The following is a 23,136-nucleotide window of genomic DNA, read 5'->3' on the forward strand; positions in this document are numbered from 1 at the left end:
AACACATTATACATTTTATTTTAAAAATTGTAAATAATTATTATCGTTTTAAAAAAATGTAAATAGTTTTGTTTGTTTTTTTAATATTTTCAAAAAAAATAGTCATATACTTTCATTTTTCAGAAAGAATACACTTGAAAAATTTGGTATAATAAAAGAAATAATAAGTCAAGGAGCTTTACTATGGAAAAAAATGATATCAATCAACTCATGATTAATTTAGCAAAAGACTACTATATTGAAGATATTCCCATCACAACTCTGACCAATAAATATGAATTAAGTCGATACAAAATATTAAAATATCTAAATGATGCCAAAGAGCAAGGAATCATTACCATCAACATACAAGCTCCTTATGAGCGAAATTATGAACTAGAGAGATTATTAGGTTCTATGTTTGATACTTCTTTTTTTATCCTCAAAGAAAGTGAAGATCTGACAAACTCCAATTACTATTTTTGGAAATTTTCAGCTGAAATTATCGAAGATTACATCGTCCAAGCAAATGTTGTCTCTCTATCCTGGGGTGATTCCATCTATCAAATTATTGAACAATTTAAACCCGCTATTACCGAAAATTTAGTTTTCACACAATTTGTTGGTGAGATAGGAAAATACCATTCTTTAGCAGGCTCTATGAGATTAGTTCAAAAAGCTGCTTCAAAATTTGAAGCAAATTACTTAACACTCACAGCCCCACTTTATATCATTAATAACCAAGCAAGAGAACTTCTTGCACTGGAGCCTTTACTGCAAAAAACGTTAGTTACGGCAGAAAAATCCGATGTCATTTTAACTGCTGTCGCAACACCTGCTTCTATCACGAGTGTTGATTCATGGAACCAAAATAAACATTTACTTTTTGGTGACTCTTTTAATCAAACATGTGGATTCGCTTATGGTAGACCTTTTGACGGGTACGGAAATATTCTAAATTTAGAAAATGATAAAACATTTGGTCTGTCACTTGAACAAATATTCAAAATACCAAAAAGAGTCTGTGTTAACAATAATAGATTTAAAACTGGTGCTCTAATTGGCGCATTAAGAGGAAACTTCTTTACCCATATGTTTCTAAATGAGAAAAGTGCGCTTAGTATTCTTGACCAATTAGAACAATAACTACTACGTAGTGTGCTATTAAGTTTCTTTTGTTATAAAAAAACTTAATTAAAATTCATAAAAAATTAAATAATTATTTAATATATATATATTATAACACTTAAATAGATATTTTATATTTTAAAGTACTTTTAATTTATAAAACCCTTTCTTTTTAATCTAAATATTATAATAAAGCAATTTATTACGGACAAAAAGCAACAGTTTTTTATAATGACTATAAAAAACTGTTGCTTTTAATATTTATTGATCTATCCATTTTATATACTAAAAAGTTTTAAATTAATTATTGCCATACCTAAAAACTAAAACTTAGCCTTTGTCTGCTAAACATTTATCTTATAAATTCATCACTCACCACCTGCCATTCATTTTCTGAGTATGGTGATCCTTGTTCTAATTTTCCATCTTTTGTTACACGAAAAACTGAAGATAATGTTTTATAGGTATGTGCTGGATTCCAAGTATAAAGAGATACTCGAATTATCCCTTCATTATCCGTTTCTGACTGAAGTCCAATATCTTCAAAATTTATTGGCTCAGTAGCTAATGAAGAAAGATAATCTTTCACCCAAGTCTCTGCTTCACTAGTTGTTATTTGTTGAGTTTGCTTAGATATTTTGGGTTTTAATTCAACATTAGTTGTGTCCATATATTTATCTGATATCACTTCCCAACCAGTGACATCACCTTTTCCTAAATAATAACCAGATATTTCTAGTTGCCCATTTTCGTTAGTCCTAAACACGCAGTACTTATCCACTTGCTTATTTTCTGGTGGCAACACATCAATGTACACTAGCCGATCCTTTTCATCACTACGTATGGTTAAACGATAATCTTGTAAGTCAGGAAAATTTTCGAAACGTTTTTCCCATACAGCACCTACCCACCGTTTCATCTGATCCATTGTTAAATTCGTTTCATCAAGCATACTCGATTCCGTTGTTGTTTCTATTTTTGTTGAGTCTACTTCTGATGTACTTTGAGACGTTTGTATAGCTGCTACATTAGATGATGGTATTGTTTTTTTAGATTCATTTTTTTTAATACCAATTATCATACCTACAATCATGATTACTAGCAATCCAACAATAGATAATAATCTTTTTTTCCTTATCTCTGCTTTTTCTAAATCAATAAGCATCTCTTGTAATACTGATTTTACCGTTTCATCCGTTGTATTCGCTATTTCAAATTGAATCATATATTTTTTATTTTTATTATTCTGTTGACTTAATTCTTCCAACAAATGATTTAATTCTTCTTTATTGTTTACCATGTCATCCTCCAAAACTAAATAATCCTATAAAAAGGATAACATAAAGACAAATTATGTTATTCAAATAATTGCAAAAGTGTTTATTATTTAGTTATTTATTATTAATAAAAGTAAGAGGAAATAATACTCTTATAAAGCATAAAAAAGATGATGCAATTAAAAGATTACTCCTAATCACATGATTTAACAATAAACATCACTATAACCTATTTAAAATAGATTCCTAAAGGTTACTTTTCAAATCCAGATAAATCAATGATATTATCTCCTATAAATACTTTCTTTGCTCGATTAGCAATAGCCTTGGTTGTGACATAATCGATGGTACCACCAACTCCTGCTCCTACTACTGGAACTGCCTTAGTTAAGTTAATAGTTCCTTTTGTTCCGGCTTTTGTAATAAACCGATAGCCTATTTTCTGGTTAATCGCTGTTAATGTTTTCCCTGGTATTTTGTTAATCACATTAAGACTAACTTTATTTGCTACTTGAACGCTACCTTGTTTTAATACATCTGTCATAGCTTTTTTTACCATACAACCATAAACGAATGTCTGAACCTCATCATCATTTAAGTCATATCCTCTTATAATCGCAATTGCTGCAACCATTCGCATTTGAACATACAATACTGACGTAATATTCGCTGGAAGTGTCACTGGCATAGTAATGAACCCACCAAAGCTTGTAACAAATCCATTAAAGGTATTTTTGCTCAATTGATTTTGTATTAATTTATCGATTGCTTTGTCTGTATAGCCATACTTTTTTGTGTAATCTCTAGCTAACTCTTCCACTGGTTTTGAAACTTTTGGGACACCATTCAAGCATTTAGTGTATAAACTATCTAAAATTTGTACTCCTTTATTGGCTTCTTCATTCTTTTCCATGACACACTTCCTTTTCTTATCAGCTCAACCCACTTGCCATTAATTCTGCTTGTTCAACAATTCGTTCAACAGCTATTTTTTGTAAATCAGGTGGATAGCCATACTTCTTCAATAATCGTCTCACAGCAACTCTCATTTGTGCACGTGTACTATCTTTGACATTCCAATCCACACTCATATTTTCTTTAATTGTCTTAGTCAATTCATGAGCAATCGCTTTTAACTCATCATCACCTAGCACTTCTTTCGCTGTTTCGTGATCTGCTAAGGCATCATAAAAGGCAATTTCATCTCGACTTAATCCTAAGTCCTCACCACGTTTCATGGCTTCATTCATCTCTTTTGCCATATCAATTAACTCTTCAATGACTTTAGACGTTTCAATTGTCCGTTTATTGTATTTATTAATTGATGCATCTAACATCTCACTAAATTTTTTGGACTGAACTAAATTTGTCCGTTGAATTGATTTCACCTTACCACGCAACAATCGGTCTAATAATGTCACTGCCACATTTTTTTGTGGTAAAGCTCTCACTTCAGCTAAAAATTCATCAGATAAAATAGACAAATCAGGTTTTTCTATGCCAAGAGACGCATAGATATCCACCACTTCTTTTTCAGCCACAATCGATTTAGAAATCAACTGTTTTAGTTGTTCGTCTACTTGTTGTTGTGTTGGTTTGGTTCCTGTAATATCTAATTTCATCAAAGCAACTTTAACTGCTTTGAAAAAAGCTATCTCAGCATTAATACTTTGAGCTTCTTCTTCTGTTGCACAGAGCGCATACGCTTTAGATATTTCAGTCACTAAATCTTTAAATCGTTTCGTCTCCGTTTCACCTAAACCTAATACATAGTCCATTGTATTGTTTAAGGTTTTCATTTTGATAGATGCTTTCTCACTATTGAAATCATCATAATCCACACCATACAACAATTCTGTGATAAGATCGTACTTCTCCATCATCACATTAACTGCTTCTGCCACATCGACTCCCGCTTGCTCTTGATCACTTGGTGTATATTCCTGTAAGGCTTCTTTTAATGAATCCGCAATTCCAATGTAATCGACAATTAAGCCACCTTCTTTATCCTTAAACACACGATTCACTCGAGCGATGGCTTGCATCAAGTTATGCCCTCTCATTGGCTTATCAATGTACATTGTATTCATAGATGGCACATCAAAACCAGTTAACCACATATCTCTTACAATCACGATTTGTAGTGGGTCATCATTGTCTTTCATACGATTTGCCAATTTTTCACGTCTTGCTTTATTCCCGATAAATGGTTGCCAACTTTCTGGGTCACTTGATGAACCAGTCATGACGATTTTTATTTTTCCTTTATCATCATTATCTGAATGCCATTCAGGACGAATTTTGATAATCTCTTTATATAAATCAATCGCAATTCTTCGAGACATTGAAACAATCATTGATTTACCAAATGATGCTTCTTGACGTGTTTCAAAGTGCTCCACAAAATCTTTCGCCAATGTTTCAAGTCGTGATTGTGACCCTGATACTGCTTCTAATCTCGTCCACTTACTTTTTGATTTTGAGACCACATACTCCTCTTGGTTCTCCATAATCTCAGACACTTGGTCATCTAAACTTAACCCTTCAGATAATTCAAGTGGAATAATACGACTCTCGTAAAAAATCTTAACAGTTGAGCCATCTTGTACAGCTTGTGTCATATCATACACATCAACATAATTCCCAAATACTGCTTTCGTTGATTTATCTGTACTAGCAATTGGTGTTCCTGTAAACCCAATATATGACGCATTAGGTAACGCATCTCTTAAATATTTTGCGTAGCCGTATTTCATCACATAGTCGTCATCACCTTGTTGTGCTAACTTTCCAGAAAAACCATACTGACTTCTATGTGCTTCATCTGCCATGACAATCACATTTCGACGGTCTGTTAAAGTCGTCATCGTTGTTCCCTCATCAGCTGAGAATTTTTGCATTGTCGTAAATACAATCCCACCAGATTGAACGGATAATAGCTCTTTTAAATCATCGCGACTCTCTGCTTGTTTTGGCGTTTGTCTAAGTAACTCATTAGACTGACTGAATGTTAAAAATAATTGGTCATCTAAGTCATTTCGGTCTGTCAACACGACAATTGTCGGATTATTTAATCGTTGAATCAACTTACCTGAATAAAAAACCATCGATAGACTTTTCCCTGACCCTTGGGTATGCCATACAACCCCAATTTTTTGGTCACCATCTGTCGCTGATGCTCTAATCGTTTCTTCCACAGCACGATTAACTGCATGATACTGGTGATAAGCCGCTAAAATTTTAATGGTATCTTTTCCATCATCTTTAAACAAAATAAAATGTTTCATTAAATCAAGCAATACTTTAGGATTCAACATCCCTTTAATCATCACTTCAAGTTGTGTATTAAAAGTATCTGTTTCATTTTTCCCATCTATCGTTCGCCAAACCATAAAACGCTCTTCATTGCTCGAAATGGTTCCTGCTTTCGCATTAAACCCATCACTAATAATCATCATTTCATTGAACTTAAATAAACTAGAAATACTTGATTTATATGTTTGAAGTTGATTAAAAGCATCACTTGTACCGACATTTTCATTAGTCGCGTTCTTCAACTCTATCACCACTAATGGCAAGCCATTCACAAATAAAATCACATCAGGTCTTTTTTCTGTGTCACCTTCTCTAATAACAAATTGATTGACAGCTAAAAACTCATTGTTTTCAGGATGTTTAAAATCAAACAACCATACTTTCTTTGTGACGTTTTCAGTGCCTTCACGTGTTTCAACATCTATCCCATCTGTGACAAATTGGTGAAACGAGCGATTCATTGTCATCAAATCAGGATGTGATAATGTTAAAACTTGCCTAATGGCATCCTCTATCATATCAAGTTTTAATTCAGGGTTAATGTTTATTAAAGACATTCTTAAATGATTAACCAACACCACATCAGCATAACTCTCTCTTGATGATAACTCTTGATTAGGCTCAAACTGACTACCTGATACAACTTCGTAACCAACTTCTTCCAACCACTCTAACGCTGTTTCTTCAAGTTCTGCTTCTGTGAAACGAAACTCTGACATATTTACACCTCCTTGTTTTTATCTATACTTCAATTTCTCCTGATAATAGTTTTGGTAGTAAGATATCTCTAATACTAATCAACTTACTATTTTCTGTTTCAGCAGTTTCAACTAGTTTAAAGAAAGGCTTAATTAAAGAGTTAAATTGTGTAATAAAACTTTGATTTGGAATTACTACATCAATATTTTTCATAGTTCCACCTGAGACTTCCTTAAATGTTGAACCAGTTCCAAAATTTTTAATTAACTCAAGATTTTCTTTTAACCATAAAAATATAAAATATGAAGACATATTTTCATTTGGTACAACTGATTTAAAACCTTGATTTGTGGATAATTCATTTTTAGCAATCGCCATGTATCCAATTGGAGCTCTTGAACTAAAAAGTACTGTCCCTTTTGGCAATAATTTCGCACTACTTTTTTTTAGTGCTTCATCAGTGATATTCAATTTCCCTTTTGAAATAAAGTGTGTTCTTAATTCAGATAAATCTTTAGGAGTTATCCACGGAATTACACCATTTTCATAATATTTTTCAATTTTTTTTGAAGGTGTACCACCACCAACAATTGTTCCATAATCAGACAGTTTACCAACTTCCCATCCCTCAGGTATCTCTCCTAACTCACTATCCATCATCTTTCCACCACTTGATTTATAGGGATTACCATTCTCATCTGGAAATTCAAAATCAACAAACCATCTCTTAAATAGAGTGGATGATATCTCTTCTAACGTATCAATCATTTGGTTGTTTAAATCTATCTTGGAATCAAAACTATCTAAAATTTCAATTATTTTTAATTGTTTGGATAATGTTGGAATTTCAATTTCTAGATTATCGAATGTCCGCTTAGTAATAGTATCAAAAACCGATCCATGAACATTTGATTTTAAGTATATTATGTTTTGTTTTAGCCAATAGTATAAATAATCACTATGCAAGATTTTATCATTTGATCTCAAACCATAACACGATTGATTAAAAGCCATTTCTTTTTTTATTTGAGCTACCAAGCCTACTGTACCTCTAGCTGATATCACAATGTCTCCTGGCTTTAACAATTTCGTCGAACTTTTTTTTAATCCTAATTCTGAAATTTTTTCATCAGTTTCTGTAATCCATCTTGAATTATTAAAATCTTTAATAGATATCCAAGGTATGTTACCATTCCAATATGTCTTTTCAGTTCTCTTAGGTGTTCCTCCTCCAATTATTTCAATTACTTCACTTAATTTATAATTCATACCCTATTCCTCCTAGGGCTTTTCGTATTTCTTCTTCTAACTCATGAGATTTTGTAAATTGTTCTGATAAAGTCGTTGTTAGACGTGTCATTTTTTCTTCAAATGGTTCACTATCTTCCTCTGCTTCAGCAAGTCCAACGTAACGTCCTGGTGTTAAAATATACTCTTGTTTTTGTACCTCTTCTATCGTACTTGAATGGCAAAAACCTGCAATATCTTCATAAGACATATCATTTGTGCCTTTCCAAGCATGATAAGTATCAGCAATTTTTTTAATATCTTCGGCACTAAATTCTTTGGTTGTACGGTCAACCATATGTCCTTCATTTCTTGCATCAATAAACAAAATCTCATTTTGATGATTTCGTTCATTTTTCTTATGTTTTGATTTTGTTGTAAACCATATACATACTGGAATCTGGGTTGAATAAAACATTTGTCCTGGTAATGTGACAATGCACTCCACAATATCTGAATCAACCAAATTTTTTCTGATTTCTAATTCATTGCTTTGGCTCGTTGACATACTCCCATTAGCTAAAACAAAACCAGCTGTACCTTCAGGTGAAAGTTTTGATACCATGTGTTGAATCCAAGCATAGTTAGCATTTCCTTTTGGAGGTGTACCATATTGCCAACGTGCATCATCAACAATCTTTTCTTGTCCCCAATCACTAATATTAAATGGCGGATTAGCTAGGATATAGTCGGCACGTAATCCTTTATGTAAATCTTTATGAAAGGTATCGGCATTCTGTTCGCCAATATTGCCATCAATTCCTCTAATAGCCAAGTTCATCTTACAAAGTTGCCAAGTGGTTGGATTAAATTCTTGTCCATAAACTGAGATATCTCCAATTTTCCCTTGGTGTTCTTCAACAAACTTTTCTGATTGAACAAACATCCCACCAGAACCACAACATGGGTCATAAATTCTGCCTTGATAAGGCTCTAACATTTCAACTAATAATTTTACAACTGAACGAGGAGTAAAAAACTCTCCTCCCCCTTTACCTTCTGCACTGGCAAATTTTCCTAAAAAATATTCATATGTTCTACCTAACACATCATTTTTTTGTCCCTCTGTATCGCCAACTTTTATATTAGAAATCAAATCCACCGTTTCGCCTAAGCGAATTTTATCTAATTGTGGTCTAGCATAGTTTTTAGGCAATACATTTTTTAAAGTTGGGTTAGCCTTTTCAATTTCCAACATAGCATGATCAATGACTTGTCCAATCTCAGGTGATTTAGACAAACCACTAACATAGTTCCATCTCGCTTCTTTGGGTATCCAAAAAACATTTTCAGCTAGATACTCATCTCTATCTTCTTCATCTGCGTATTCGTCTTTAACTAGTTCTTCATATTTTTCTTCAAAACTATCAGAAACATATTTTAAAAATATCAATCCTAAAACCACGTTTTTATATTCAGAGGCATCCATACTTCCTCTTAATTTATCGGCTGTTTGCCATAATTTTTCTTCTATTTTTAACTCTGCTGATGCCATTTACATCCTCCTAGTAATACTCTTTCACGTATAGGCTTTAATAAGCCATACTTATGTTTATTTTATCAATGATAGACGGGATTTGAAAGGATAAAAGAAGATCATGCATCTTTAAAAACACATGATGTTCTCTGTTTATTTAATTCTAACTTACTTCGCTTAATAGAGCACTGCATCAATCATTCATTCACTTATAATAAAATTTCCTCAATAGAGTATATTAAAAAAATGATGAGATTTTACCACCTCATCATTCCTAACTATTTTTTAATTCAATATATGTAGATACATCTTTATATATATCATCTAATGTCTTACTAATACTTGCCTTTAAATCTTTAATTAGGTTATCTCTATTTTCTTCCTCAATAGTCAAATTCTCAATAAATTTTTTACTAACCGATTTTATTTTCCAACCTCCAATACTCTTCCATCGCCAATTTGGTTTTAAGTTTTCGATTCCTTGTTTTTTAAAAAAATCTTCTAACTCTTTTCTTCTCTCTAAATCTACATCTCCTGTAAAAGCTAATTTAATCTTACCTGATGTTTGTTCACTTTTATTATTAATCTCAAATGTGTAAGGTTTATGACAACCCCATCCTCCCGGTTGATCTTCTGGTAATTTAGGAAAAACGTTAGTTAGTTCTTCTAATTCAAAACGAATCAGGGTTTTTCCAGAGAAAGATGGGTCAAATAATACTTTTCCTTCTTTAGCAAGCTCAGTCAAAGCCTCAACATATAGTTCATTCATTATCGTTAAATTATCAGGTCTATTTTCAAAAATTAAATCTAACGCCTCTTTATGTTCTGAATAAATCCTCTGACAAATTTTTTGTAGTTCTTCATCCATTAATATATCTCTCCTTAACATATCGATATAATCATTGATTATGATATCTACTTTCGATTCACTTCGTTTTAAAAACTGTCTTCTTTCTAAAATTCTCAATACATCTAAATAAGAAACAATCTTCCATTGAGCATTGGATGGTTCAATACCATTTGGAGTCAAAAATATAAATATATTCTTATAATCAGGATAGTTTTTCTCTACATAATTTTGATATTTTTTTAATTGGTTTGTTGATTCTGAAGCATCTATTTTATTTTCAATACACACTACTAACTTATTGCTATCTGATACTAACAAAAGATCAATATTTCCCTTCTCTCTATAGATTAACGTATCGTTATAATTAGATAATGCCACATCAAAATAGGAAATATCCGTGCGTTCTATCGTTTCACTAGTTAAAGATGTTTTCAAAAAATCTTTTATAAAATCGTCAGCATATCCGTGATTTTCTTTTGGATCAAATAAAAAAGATAAAAAATTACTATGCCGTATTTCATTTCTAGATAGTTTCAATATGCTAAAAATATTAGTGGGATTAATCCACTTAGATAATTCATCTTCAATGAAGTCGAGGTCTTCAACTAATGACTGTAACTTTATTTTCATATGACTATGATTTTCCAATTTTTTACCTCCTGTATGATAACCATATTAAAAAACGTTTTCTTTATTATATAACTTGTTACACAAAAAAGCACCCTCCAGTTTCCTAGAGGGTGCTCTACGTCCGAACAGTTTTAATTCCATTAGAATAAGCTATATTTAATCGTTAATTATTTGTTTTTTAAGTTGTAGAAAGATTTCAAACCTTTGTATTCAGCAACTTCGCCTAATTGGTCTTCAATACGTAATAATTGGTTGTATTTAGCAATACGGTCAGTACGAGAAAGAGAACCAGTTTTGATTTGTCCAGCGTTTGTTGCAACTGCGATGTCAGCAATTGTTGAATCTTCAGTTTCACCAGAACGGTGAGATACAACAGCTGTAAATCCAGCTTCTTTAGCCATTTCGATAGCATCAAATGTTTCTGTTAATGTACCAATTTGGTTAACTTTGATTAAGATTGAGTTACTTACGCCCATTTCAATACCACGAGAAAGGATTTCAGTGTTTGTAACGAATAAATCGTCACCAACTAATTGAACTTTTTCGCCTAAGCGTTCAGTCAATAGTTTCCAACCATCCCAATCGTTTTCATCCATACCATCTTCAATAGTAATGATTGGGTATTTGTTAACTAATTCTTCTAAGTAATCTACTTGTTCAGCAGCAGTACGTTTTGCAGCACCTTCGCCTTCAAATTTAGTATAGTCATATACGCCATTTTCGTAGAATTCTGATGAAGCACAGTCAAATCCAATCATGATGTCTTTTCCTGGTACAAATCCAGCAGCTTTAATTGCTTCTAAGATTGTTTCAACACCGTCTTCAGTTCCTTCAAAACGAGGTGCAAATCCACCTTCATCACCAACAGAAGTTTCTAATCCACGAGATTTTAAGATTTTAGCTAATGCGTGGAATACTTCAGCACCCCAACGTAAAGCTTCTTTAAATGTAGGAGCTCCTACAGGAACAATCATAAATTCTTGGAAAGCGATTGGTGCATCAGAGTGAGAACCACCATTAATGATGTTCATCATTGGAGTAGGTAATACTTTAGTATTAAATCCTCCTAAGTAATGGTATAAAGGTACTTCTAAGTAATCAGCTGCAGCGCGAGCACATGCAATTGATACACCTAAAATAGCGTTAGCTCCTAATTTACCTTTGTTTGGAGTTCCATCTAATTCGATCATACGACGGTCAATAGCCATTTGGTCTCTTACGTCATATCCAATTAATTCTTCTGCGATGATGTTATTTACGTTATCAACAGCTTTTAAAACACCTTTACCTAAATAACGAGATTTATCTCCATCACGTAATTCAACAGCTTCGTGTTCACCAGTTGATGCACCAGAAGGCACCATACCGCGACCAAAAGCACCACTTTCTGTGTAAACTTCTACTTCAATAGTTGGGTTACCACGTGAATCTAAGACTTCGCGAGCATAAATATCTGTAATAATTGACATTAACATTTCTCTCCTTTAGGAATATCGTTTTTATAGCTACGGAAGGAATCTTCCATAAACATTGTACCATTTTCACGACTACTTTCAAATAAAAGCACGTGAATTATTTAATTAATGACTCACCTGTCATCTCTTCAGGTTTTTCAATACCTAATAAGTCTAACATTGTAGGAGCCACATCTGCCAAACGGCCACCATCTCTAAGAGTTACGCCAGCTTTTGTCACAATGACAGGAACTGGAACAGTTGTATGAGCTGTATGTGGGTTTCCTTCTGGTGTTGTCATTGTTTCTGAGTTACCATGGTCAGCAAAAATGATTGCTGCGCCACCTTTAGCGATAATCGCATCTACGACTTTACCTAAACATTCATCCACAGCTTCAATTGCTTTGATTGCTGCTTCTAAAATACCTGAATGACCTACCATGTCAGGGTTAGCAAAGTTTAAGATAATCGCATCATGTTTGTCTGCTTTAATATCAGCTAATAAAGCATCTGTGACTTCATAAGCACTCATTTCAGGTTTCAAGTCATATGTTTCAACTTTAGGTGAGTTAATTAAAATACGACTTTCACCTGGAAATTCTTCGTTACGTCCACCATTCATGAAGAATGTTACATGAGGGTATTTTTCAGTTTCAGCAATTCTTAATTGTTTTAAGCCTGCATCTGATAATACTTCACCAATCACATTTTTCATTTCAATTGGTGGAAATGCTACTTCTGCTACAATGCTTGGATTATATAAAGTCATTGTCACAAATTTAACATTTTCAGGATGATTTTTACGTTCAAAGTGTTTCCACTCTTTATCAGTGAAAGCATTTGATAATTGAATCGCACGGTCTGGTCTAAAGTTAAAGAAAATAACAGAGTCATTGTCTTTTACTTGTCCGACTGGTTTGCCGTTTTCTTCAATCACAACTGGCACTAAGAACTCATCATTTACTTTATTATCATAAGATTCTTGGATAGCTTGTAATGGATCAGTCGCTTTCACGCCGATACCATCAACAATCGCTTCATAAGCTTTTGCTACACGTTCCCAACGTTTATCTCTATCCATTGCATAGAAACGTCCAGAAACTGTCGCAACTTTTCCGTAATCTAATTCTTTCATCACTTTAAGCAATTCTTCCATATAGCCATAAGCTGAAGTCGGTGCTACGTCACGACCATCTAAGAAAGCATGTACGTAAGTTTCTTTTACGCCGCTATCTTTTGCCATTTTTAAAAGGGCATATAAATGGTTTTGATGACTATGAACCCCACCATCAGATAATAGACCAAATAAATGAAGCGCAGAATCATTGTCTAACGCATGTTGAATCCCGTTATTTAGGGCAACATTTGTTTGAAACTCTTTGTCTTCGATTGCTTTGTCGATACGAGTTAAACTTTGATAAACTATACGGCCCGCACCAATATTAGTGTGTCCAACTTCAGAGTTTCCCATTTGACCATCAGGTAATCCTACATCTAAACCAGATGCTTTTAGTGTGTTGTGAGGATAGTTATTCCAATAACGATCAAAGTTAGGTGTGTTCGCTTGTGCAACAGCATTACCTGTAACTTCATCACGTTTACCATAACCATCTAATATAATAATTGCTACTGGTGCTTTTTCCATATTAGTTTAATGCCTCCAATAATGCCAAGAATGAATCAGGTTGTAAGCTTGCGCCACCTACAAGTGCGCCGTCAACGTTTTCTTTAGCCATGTATTCAGCGATATTTTCAGGTTTAACTGATCCACCATATTGAATACGAACTTTTCCAGCTACGTCATCTGAATAAAGATCTGCCACTGTTTGACGAACAACGCCACAGATATCATCGGCGATCGTTGCGTCAGCAGATTTACCAGTTCCAATAGCCCAGATTGGTTCATAAGCAATAACTAAGTTAGATACTTGGTCCGCTGTTAACCCTTCTAATGCTGCTGTAATTTGTCCTTTAATCCATTCAGCAGTTTTACCTGCTTCATAAGTTTCTAAAGATTCACCACAACATACGATTGGTGTCATGTTGTGTGCGATGATTGCTTTTGCTTTTTTATTGATATCTTCGTCTGTTTCGTGGAAATACTCACGACGTTCAGAGTGACCAATAATCACATAGTCAACACCTAAATCTTCTAGAGCTGCTGGAGATGTTTCACCAGTAAATGCTCCATTGTCTTCAAAGTAACAGTTTTGTGCAGCAATTTTTAAATCAGTTCCTTTAGCAATATCAACTAAATCTGTTAAGAATAAAGTTGGTGCGCCAATAACTGAATCCACCACATCGTTACTTGGAATTTTATTTTTTACTGCTTCAGCGAACTCACGTGCTTCTGAAACAGTTTTATTCATTTTCCAGTTTCCTGCAATAATTGGTTTACGCATGTTCTCGACTCCTTATTAGTCTTATTTATCTGAAATAGATTCTACACCTGGTAATTTTTTACCTTCAAGGTATTCAAGTGATGCTCCACCACCTGTTGAGATATGTGTAAATTTATCAGCAAAACCTAATTGGATTGCAGCAGCAGCTGAATCTCCACCACCAATAATAGTAGTAGCATCTTTTAAGTTTGCGATAGCTTCACAGACACCAATTGTCCCTTTAGCAAATGTAGGTAATTCAAAGACTCCCATTGGACCATTCCATACAACTGTTTTAGCACCTTGTAATTCTTTAGTGAATAATTTAATTGTTTTTGGACCAATATCTAATCCTTCTAAGTTATCTGGAATATTATTTTCATGAATTTCAGTTGGCGCATCATTATCGAAGTCTGCTGCACAGACTGTATCCACTGGTAAAATAATTTTTCCAGCTGCTTTTTTAAGTAATTCTTTAGCTAAATCAACTTTATCTGGTTCACAAATTGATTTACCGATATTTTTGCCTTGAGCTTTGTAGAATGTATAAGTCATCCCACCACCAATTAAAATTTTATCAGCTTTCTCAATTAAATTTTCGATAACACCAATTTTATCAGACACTTTTGCTCCACCTAAAATAGCCACAAATGGACGTTTAGGTTCATCAACAGCACCACCGATAAATTTGATTTCTTTTTCCATTAAGTAACCTGCAGCTGAAGGTAAGTTAGATGCAATACCAACATTTGAAGCATGAGCTCTATGAGCTGTACCAAATGCATCATTTACATAAACATCACCTAAAGAAGCCCAATATTTACCTAATTCTGGATCATTTTTGCTTTCTTTTTTACCATCAATATCTTCAAAGCGAGTGTTTTCAACAACCAACACATCTCCATCTTTCATTTCACTGATAGCTTTTTCAAGTTCAGCTCCACGTGTTTGGGGAACGAAAGAAACTGGTTTGTCTAGTAATTCTGATAGGCGAGCAGCAACTGGTTGTAATGATTTACCTTCTTTATCCTCTTCAGTTTTTACACGACCTAAATGAGAGAAAAGAATTGCTTTTCCACCATGTTCAATAACATAATTAATTGTTGGTAAAGCAGCAATTATACGGTTATCATTTGTAATTTCTCCATCTTTAATAGGGACATTAAAATCAACACGTATTAAGACTTTTTTACCATTTAATTCTAAATCTTCAACTGTTCTTTTTGCCATGCTTGTTGACGCCTCCTTATGAATTAACAAAAAAAGCGAGAAAGCGCGATAGCTTCCCCGCTTCGATAATCTTGATAGGGTGTATTAAATTAAGCTAATGATGCAAAGTATTGTAAAGTACGAACTAATTGAGCAGTGTATGACATTTCGTTATCATACCAAGAAACAGTTTTAACTAATTGTTTGTCGCCAACTGTCATTACTTTAGTTTGAGTTGCATCAAATAATGATCCGTAAGTCATACCAACGATATCAGAAGATACGATTGGGTCGATTGTGTAACCGTAAGATTCGTTAGCAGCTTTTTCCATTGCTTCGTTAACTTCTTCAACAGTAACTTGTTTGTCTAAAACTGTTACTAATTCAGTTAAAGAACCAGTTGCAACAGGAACACGTTGAGCAGCTCCGTCTAATTTTCCATTTAATTCTGGAATAACTAAACCAATTGCTTTAGCAGCACCAGTTGTATTAGGTACGATGTTTTCAGCAGCTGCACGAGCACGACGGAAATCACCTTTTGGATGTGGTCCATCTAATGTCATTTGGTCACCAGTGTATGCGTGAATTGTTGTCATTAATCCTTCAACAATACCAAAGTTTTTGTTTAAAGCGTCTGCCATTGGAGCAAGACAGTTTGTTGTACATGAAGCTCCAGAAATAACTGTTTCTTTACCAGTTAAGATTTCATGGTTAGTGTTATAAACGATTGTTGGAACGTCATTTCCACCAGGAGCAGAGATAACAACACGTTTAGCACCAGCTTGTAAATGTAATTCTGCTTTTTCTTTAGATGTAAAGAATCCAGTACATTCTAAAACGATGTCTACGCCTAATTCTCCCCATGGTAATTCAGCTGGGTTAGCGTTAGCAGTTACTTTAACTTCTTTTCCGTTTACTTTGAAAAATCCATCATGAACTTCAACGTCACCATTGAAACGTCCTTGAGTTGTATCATATTTTAATAAATGAGCTAACATTTGTGCATCTGTCAAGTCATTGATTGCTACAACTTCTAATCCTTCAACTTCTTGAATACGGCGGAATGCTAAGCGTCCGATACGTCCAAAACCATTAATACCTACTTTAACTGTCATGTGAGATTTCCTCCTTTAGAAAATCGAAAAAATTTATTTATTTTAAAGAGTCTCCTCTTTTAAAATCTGTTTTGCTGCTCCCTCATCTGTGAGTAACCACGTCTGCTTAGGGGCATTTTTGATGTATGCCTCTATTGCCTTAGCTTTTGTTTTACCACCTGCTACAGCAATAACATACGGTATTTTTTGAAGATCTTTCATTTGAAGACCGATTCGAGGTATTTTATAGACGACCTCTCCGTCTTTATCAAAGAAATACCCGAATGACTCAGCAACAGCTCCATTGTTAGAAAGCATTGCTAAATCACTTGCACTCATATTACGACGTTTTGCCATATGCAGTGCTCGTCCAATACTGTGAATCACAACATTTGATCTAGATATCAACTCTAATACTCGTTGGACGGTAGGCTCGTGAAGTAATAACTCATATGTTTCCGAACTAACTTGCTCTGGAACATACAATACTTTAAACTCACCACCAGTTTGTTCTGCCATTGTGGCACTTATTGAATTAGCTTGAGTTTGAATGGTTTCACCAATTCCTCCTCTTGCTGGAACAAAAATATTATGTCTTTCTGGTGTCTCTAATTTGTACATGCATCGACTAACTGTTGCCATTGTTGTCCCACCCATAACGGCAATAATATTTTCACCATCAGGTAAACGTGTTGAAAGAATATCAGAGATAACCTCGCCAAACTTTTCTAACACTTTGCTTTCAGCATCACTATCGCCAGGCGTAATCAAACACCTCTCAATACCAAGCTTACTTGCTAATTTTTTTTCAAGGACGCGATTGCCCGTTTGCTCTGCCATGACTATTTCTAAATCACTATAAAGACTTAATCCTTTTTCACTAAGCGACATTCCAATTTTAGACACATCAATCAAATTCAATTGTTTTAATACTTCTGTTTCACTTCGAAGTATTCGTTCAGTTAAATTTACCTTTTCAGATAATTTTCTACGTCCAACTGGTTGATTCCAATAAATGTTTCGCATAATACGAAATCGTTGTTCAATCACTTGAATCATGTCAGGAGCAATCTGTTCAATAATATCAAAATCATTGCTCATAGATAATACTCCTCAACTCAAGGGACAATTTCAGTCCAACATAGACTTTTTTTGACCCACGTATTGTATTTTGATAGGGTTGAGTCAAAATAACTTTTATTTTGTCCAACCCTTACACGCTTATAATAACAAGTCTTGGTGAATAATACAAGTCTGATACTCAAACTTTCTCTTAATTATCAAATCTTTTTCGCATAGAAGATGACTGAATTCCTAATTCCTCACGGTATTTAGCGACTGTTCTTCGAGAAATTTGAATATTTTTTTCTTTTAATAAATCAACAATTTTTTGATCAGATAATGGTTTGGCTTTATTTTCTTCTTTAATAATTATTTCAATTAACTGTTTAACATTATTTGTACCAATCACTTCGTTTGAATTTTTTTGTTCTAATCCTGTTGAAAAAAAACTTCTTAGTTCAAATACACCAAAATCTGTTGTTAAATATTTTCCATTAACAGCTCGACTAATAGTTGATTCATGAAGCGATAGTTCCTCTGCCACACTTTTCAACTTCATGGGAGTAAGTGGGTGGTCAGATTCTATAAAGAACGCTGATTGTTTTTTAACAATTTCTTCTCCTACTCGTAAAATTGTATTTCCACGTTGCTCCAATGATTTTTTTAACCATTCAAATTCACTTTTTTTATCATTTAAATATTTTTTGACTTCGTCTCCACCTTGATGAGACATTTTTTCAAAATACGTTGTTTGAAAGCTAATATTTGGCTTTCCTACTTTAGTAGATACAATAGAAATGGAATTATCTGTTCTATCTACTTTGACTTCTAAATCTGGGTAAATAATATTATCTTCGTCTGAATGAAACAGTGATCCTGGATTTGGATGTAATTTTTGAATATAGTCAAAAATTTCTTGAATCTCCACTAATGAAATCCCTAACTTTTTTTCAATCTTTTGCCATTTTCTATTGGCTAATTCATCAAAATATTCTTCCAATACTAAGTAAGCTTGGTTAGGAGCATTGTCATCTCTTTCTATTTGTAACATAAGACATTCTTGTAGATTTCTAGCACCAACACCAGCGGGTTCAAGCATCTGAATAAGTGTCAATGCATCTAGCACTTCTATATAAGTCACTTGCTTTAACTTCATCGCTTCCTCTATTGAAATTGTTAAATACCCATTTGTATCAATAAACTCAACAAGAAATAAACTAAGACTTCTCAACGCTGTATCTCGATAATTCAAATGGATTTGTTCAATCAAATAATGGAACAATGATTGGGTCGTTTCTGGAATCTGATTTATCCAATCCGTTTTTCTATCACTTTTTGACACATCATAATCTTTAGGCACTAAGTATTGATCATCCATCTCGAAAACGGATACATCAATCAGCGGATTCTCTAACATTTTGTCATTTAAAAAAGAAAGTAAGTCTTCTGTACCATACTGCAGTATCTTAATGGATTGTTGTAATTGTTGGGTCATGGCTAATTTTTGAGTCTGAACTTGGCTTTGACCCTGTCTAACATGTTGCGACATTTTCATCAGCTTTTCCTCCTTTTCATCTTGCTATTTATGTTTTTTTTGGTAAACTAATAAAAGTAGATGCGCCCTTAGTGTAGTGGATATCACGCAAGATTCCGGTTCTTGAGACGGGGGTTCGATTCCCTTAGGGCGTGTTACTTTCTTTTTAAAAGAAGTATATCATATTTTATCATACTATTTTGAAGGACGTAGGTCCTTTTTATTTACTTTTTATTCTTTTGACCTTTTTTGACTAAAATGACGCTAAATTCTAGGTAGAATAAAAAGAATATGTTAAAATATGGCTAGTAGCGTTACTATTAGGAGGAATTTATATGAATTTAATACCAACAGTTATCGAACAATCTGCTAGAGGGGAACGTGCCTATGATATTTATTCACGTTTACTTAAAGATCGTATCATTATGTTAAGTGGCCCTATTGACGATAACGTTGCAAATAGTGTCATTGCACAATTATTATTTTTAGATGCCCAAGATCCTGAAAAAGATATTTATCTTTACATCAACTCGCCAGGTGGAAGTGTTTCAGCAGGTCTTGCCATTTATGACACAATGAATTTCGTTAAGTCTGATATTCAAACTATCGTATTAGGTATGGCTGCATCAATGGGAAGTTTCTTATTATCATCTGGAACAAAAGGAAAACGATTTGCTTTACCAAATGCTGAAATTATGATTCATCAGCCGCTTGGAGGAGCACAAGGTCAAGCAACAGAAATTGAAATTGCAGCTCGCCATATTCTGAATACAAGAGAAAGATTAAATAAAATTTTAGCTGAAAATACTGGTCAACCAATTGAAATTATCGAACAAGATACTGATCGAGATAATTTCATGTCAGCTGAAGATGCTAAAAAATATGGCCTCATTGATGAAGTAATGGTAAACAGTGCCGCTTTAAAATAAGGAGATGAATCCTACCTATGACACAAATCGACACATCAAAAGTCACCACTACAAACGGAATAAAGATTGGGCAAAAGGAAGCACCATATACATTAATTGAATTTGTTAATCTTCGTTGTCCATACTGCCGTCAATGGTGGAATGAAAAGTTAGACTTAATAACAGATGAGGTATCTAAACATAATCTTCATTATGTCATCAAACTTTTTAATAAAACATCGCCTAGTCTAATACTGGGTAATGTTATGCATCAGTACGTCCCAATGGATGAACGAGCTCTTGAGATTATTACAAAGATATATGATACTCAAAATGAGTGGGGTCGTTTATATTCTGCTGAAGAGGTAACTCATTTTGCTGAAGAAACTTTAGGACTTGTAAAGCAATCAAATGATGTAGTGTTAGATAGTATTGTAAAAGAAGCAGAACAAGCCTCTATTCGTTTTGTTCCTACTTTAATTATGGGCGATATTGATTTTGACCAAAAGATTTCAAATGATGATTTTTTAGCGTTATTCAATTAAAAAAACGTATCAAGCACGAGTCATCTAACTCTACGCTTGATACGTTTTTTTATTCTATTATATTTTTGATTCAATTAATTAGTCGTTTCTTCTGTCACATAAGGAATAGACACATAAAAAGCTGTTCCTAAATCTACATGACTTTTTACATTTATCGTACCATGATAATTTTCGATTAATTGTTGTGCAATAGACAGCCCTAATCCATTACCACCAGTATGACGAGCTCTTGCTTTATCTACCCGGTAAAATCGATTAAATACTTTTTCAATCTCCTCTTCTGAAATACCTTCACCAAAATCCTGAATCATCACATCAACCGATTGATAAGACTTCGATGCTGAAATAATCACTTCTTTTCTATCTCTAGAATACTTTACGGCATTGTCCATTAAAATAATTAAAATTTGTTCAAAGTGATTACGATACATTTTAATTTCAACCGAGTGATCTAAATCATCGTCATCTAAATTAAATACAAAATCTGGATATAACATTTGAAAGTTACTAACTGTTGTTTGAATGGTTTCTTTTGCCATACATGTTTCATTTTTATAATGAAAGTCCGATTGTTCTGCACGAGATAAATCAAGCATCTCTTGAACCAAGCTTTTCATACGTGTGATTTCTTGCAACGAAGCACTTAAAGATTCTTCTAACACTTCTGGATCATCTTTTCCCCAACGATTCAATAAATTCATATGCCCTTCAATGACCGCAACAGGCGTTCTCAGCTCATGCGATACATCTTCAACAAACTGTTGCTGTTGGGTAATAAAACGCTCCATACGCTCAATCATGTCGTTAAATGCCATAGCTAGATCATAAATCTCATCATTTGATTTAGGAACAGGCATTCTAAGACCTGTTTTATGAGCTGTTTCAATATTATTTAATGTTTTTACCATTTTTCTTAAAGGACTTGTAAAGTAAGTTGATAAGAGAAAACTCACAATGACACTAACAAGTAATCCACATATACCTATCATAATTAAATTCTGTAATAGTTCTTTTCTAAACTTATAATAAAATCCTAAGTCATAAAAACCTTGTGCGTAACCAATCAGCTTACCAGTTTGATCAGAATGAACTGGTTTTAATAGAACTAATCCAGTCACATACTCATAAGTTTTTATAACCGTTTCTGATTGTGATTCTTTATCAAATGGAACAAAGCGATTTTTTGTTTCAAAAACCAAATCACCCTCAACGTTGTATACTTTTAAATCCATTTCAGGTCTAGATAGTTCTGACATAAAACTATTTAAATTCATCATACTGGATTCTAGTGTATTAACACCATAGTAACTGTCTCCCACATATTCGCCAGTTGATTCTTTTAAATAAAAAACAGAGCTATTAAAACTTAGCGATTCTACTCCTCTTGATAAACGAGTGGTAACTTCAGATAACGTTCGATTAAACGTCACCTCTTCTTGTTCGACCATTAATCGTGTACTAATTTGATAAGAGATAATGGCAAAAAGCGTAAACAAAATAGAGATGACCAACGATGTTAGTATCGTCCATTTTAATGTGATAGATTTCCAAGAAAATTTTTGAGGCCAATTCATCTTACTTTTAAATTGATTCATCACGATCTCATTACATACCCAGTTCCACGAACCGTTTGGATATAACTATCTTCTCCTGGAACATCAATTTTATTACGTAAATAACGAATATACACATCAACAACATTTGTTTCAACTTCTATTTCATAGCCCCATACTTTATTTAATAGTACATCTCTAGAAAGCACGACATTAACATTTTCCATCAAAATAAGTAATAACTCATATTCACGTTTAGTTAACTCAATAATTTCATCACCACGGCGAACTACGCGATTTTCCTTTTCAATGGTTAAATTCCGATAAGATAAAGTCGTTTGTTTCGCGACATTTTTATCTCCCTCAATATCAATTCGGCGAAGTAATGCACGTAATCGTGCGAGCAGTTCTTCAATAGCAAACGGTTTTACAATATAATCATCTGCTCCATGGTCTAAACCAGACACACGATCAATCACTGAATCTCTTGCTGTCATCATAATAATAGGCGTATTTTTTACTTGACGAATACGACGACACACCTCTAAACCATTTAATTCAGGTAACATTAAATCAAGTAGAATCGCATCCCACTCTTGTGATAATGCTGCTTCTAAACCAGTACGACCATTATAATGGACCTCTGTCTCATATTTTTCATGCTTTAACTCTAACTCTACAAAACGAGCCAAGTTTTTTTCATCTTCAATAATTAATATTTTATTTGACATAAATACACATGCCTTTCTCATTA

The 23,136-nt window shown here is 33.6% G+C and carries 18 protein-coding genes and 1 tRNA gene; 4 read left to right on the forward strand and 15 right to left on the reverse strand.

The window, feature by feature from the left end; translation table 11 throughout:
* Positions 1-183 precede the first annotated feature (183 nt).
* Complete coding sequence (locus AC37UB_RS03010; RefSeq protein WP_117972944.1) at positions 184-1,125, forward strand: sugar-binding domain-containing protein; 942 nt, start codon at positions 184-186, stop codon at positions 1,123-1,125.
* Between the two features lie 334 nt (positions 1,126-1,459).
* Here the strand turns inward: AC37UB_RS03010 and AC37UB_RS03015 are convergent, their stop codons facing one another.
* From AC37UB_RS03015 to rpoN, 13 genes are all read right to left on the reverse strand, one after another.
* A complete protein-coding gene (locus tag AC37UB_RS03015; protein ID WP_490685313.1) occupies positions 1,460-2,407 on the reverse strand; it encodes a hypothetical protein in 948 nt (315 codons plus the stop codon).
* Between the two features lie 230 nt (positions 2,408-2,637).
* The gene (locus AC37UB_RS03020; RefSeq protein WP_117972946.1) at positions 2,638-3,297 is read right to left on the reverse strand and encodes an EcsC family protein; all 660 of its coding nucleotides are present in this window, start codon (positions 3,295-3,297) and stop codon (positions 2,638-2,640) included.
* Positions 3,298-3,316: 19 nt separating this feature from the next.
* Complete coding sequence (locus AC37UB_RS03025) at positions 3,317-6,418, reverse strand: type I restriction endonuclease subunit R (protein WP_490685314.1); 3,102 nt, start codon at positions 6,416-6,418, stop codon at positions 3,317-3,319.
* Positions 6,419-6,440: 22 nt separating this feature from the next.
* On the reverse strand, positions 6,441-7,667 hold the full coding sequence (locus AC37UB_RS03030) for a restriction endonuclease subunit S (RefSeq protein ID WP_490685315.1): 1,227 nt from the start codon (positions 7,665-7,667) through the stop codon (positions 6,441-6,443).
* A complete protein-coding gene (locus AC37UB_RS03035; protein WP_490685316.1) occupies positions 7,657-9,180 on the reverse strand; it encodes a class I SAM-dependent DNA methyltransferase in 1,524 nt (507 codons plus the stop codon). The genes AC37UB_RS03030 and AC37UB_RS03035 overlap by 11 nt, the downstream gene beginning before the upstream one ends.
* A gap of 256 nt (positions 9,181-9,436) precedes the next feature.
* Positions 9,437-10,660 (reverse strand): PDDEXK-like family protein, encoded by a 1,224-nt coding sequence (locus AC37UB_RS03040; RefSeq protein ID WP_490685317.1) that lies wholly within the window; start codon positions 10,658-10,660, stop codon positions 9,437-9,439.
* A 149-nt stretch (positions 10,661-10,809) separates the two neighbouring features.
* Positions 10,810-12,111 (reverse strand): surface-displayed alpha-enolase, encoded by a 1,302-nt coding sequence (gene eno, locus AC37UB_RS03045; RefSeq protein WP_125956685.1) that lies wholly within the window; start codon positions 12,109-12,111, stop codon positions 10,810-10,812.
* A 103-nt stretch (positions 12,112-12,214) separates the two neighbouring features.
* The gene (gene gpmI / locus AC37UB_RS03050; RefSeq protein WP_241699137.1) at positions 12,215-13,741 is read right to left on the reverse strand and encodes a 2,3-bisphosphoglycerate-independent phosphoglycerate mutase; all 1,527 of its coding nucleotides are present in this window, start codon (positions 13,739-13,741) and stop codon (positions 12,215-12,217) included.
* Between the two features lies 1 nt (position 13,742).
* The gene (gene tpiA / locus AC37UB_RS03055) at positions 13,743-14,498 is read right to left on the reverse strand and encodes a triose-phosphate isomerase (RefSeq protein WP_117972953.1); all 756 of its coding nucleotides are present in this window, start codon (positions 14,496-14,498) and stop codon (positions 13,743-13,745) included.
* Between the two features lie 21 nt (positions 14,499-14,519).
* Positions 14,520-15,707, reverse strand: coding sequence for a phosphoglycerate kinase (locus AC37UB_RS03060; RefSeq protein ID WP_117972954.1), 1,188 nt, complete (start codon positions 15,705-15,707; stop codon positions 14,520-14,522).
* Between the two features lie 89 nt (positions 15,708-15,796).
* Positions 15,797-16,801, reverse strand: a complete 1,005-nt coding sequence (gene gap / locus AC37UB_RS03065) for a type I glyceraldehyde-3-phosphate dehydrogenase (protein WP_079348009.1) — start codon at positions 16,799-16,801, stop codon at positions 15,797-15,799.
* Between the two features lie 42 nt (positions 16,802-16,843).
* Complete coding sequence (locus AC37UB_RS03070; protein WP_117972955.1) at positions 16,844-17,881, reverse strand: sugar-binding transcriptional regulator; 1,038 nt, start codon at positions 17,879-17,881, stop codon at positions 16,844-16,846.
* A 172-nt stretch (positions 17,882-18,053) separates the two neighbouring features.
* A complete protein-coding gene (gene rpoN / locus AC37UB_RS03075; protein WP_117972956.1) occupies positions 18,054-19,397 on the reverse strand; it encodes an RNA polymerase factor sigma-54 in 1,344 nt (447 codons plus the stop codon).
* A gap of 62 nt (positions 19,398-19,459) precedes the next feature.
* On the opposite strand from rpoN, the gene AC37UB_RS03080 reads away from it, so the two are divergent.
* The 3 genes from AC37UB_RS03080 (at position 19,460) to AC37UB_RS03090 (ending at position 20,829) form a co-directional block, all read left to right on the forward strand.
* Positions 19,460-19,531: transfer RNA gene (locus AC37UB_RS03080), tRNA-Arg, on the forward strand.
* Positions 19,532-19,711: 180 nt separating this feature from the next.
* A complete protein-coding gene (gene clpP / locus AC37UB_RS03085) occupies positions 19,712-20,305 on the forward strand; it encodes an ATP-dependent Clp endopeptidase proteolytic subunit ClpP (RefSeq protein WP_117972957.1) in 594 nt (197 codons plus the stop codon).
* Between the two features lie 17 nt (positions 20,306-20,322).
* On the forward strand, positions 20,323-20,829 hold the full coding sequence (locus tag AC37UB_RS03090) for a thioredoxin domain-containing protein (protein ID WP_117972958.1): 507 nt from the start codon (positions 20,323-20,325) through the stop codon (positions 20,827-20,829).
* 74 nt (positions 20,830-20,903) lie between these two features.
* Here the strand turns inward: AC37UB_RS03090 and AC37UB_RS03095 are convergent, their stop codons facing one another.
* Positions 20,904-22,424, reverse strand: coding sequence for a HAMP domain-containing sensor histidine kinase (locus AC37UB_RS03095; RefSeq protein WP_117972959.1), 1,521 nt, complete (start codon positions 22,422-22,424; stop codon positions 20,904-20,906).
* Positions 22,424-23,113 (reverse strand): response regulator transcription factor, encoded by a 690-nt coding sequence (locus tag AC37UB_RS03100; RefSeq protein ID WP_117972960.1) that lies wholly within the window; start codon positions 23,111-23,113, stop codon positions 22,424-22,426. Before AC37UB_RS03100 ends, AC37UB_RS03095 begins: the two co-directional genes overlap by 1 nt.
* Between the last annotated feature and the right edge of the window lie 23 nt (positions 23,114-23,136).

The organism is Vagococcus changpingensis, assembly GCF_058211775.1.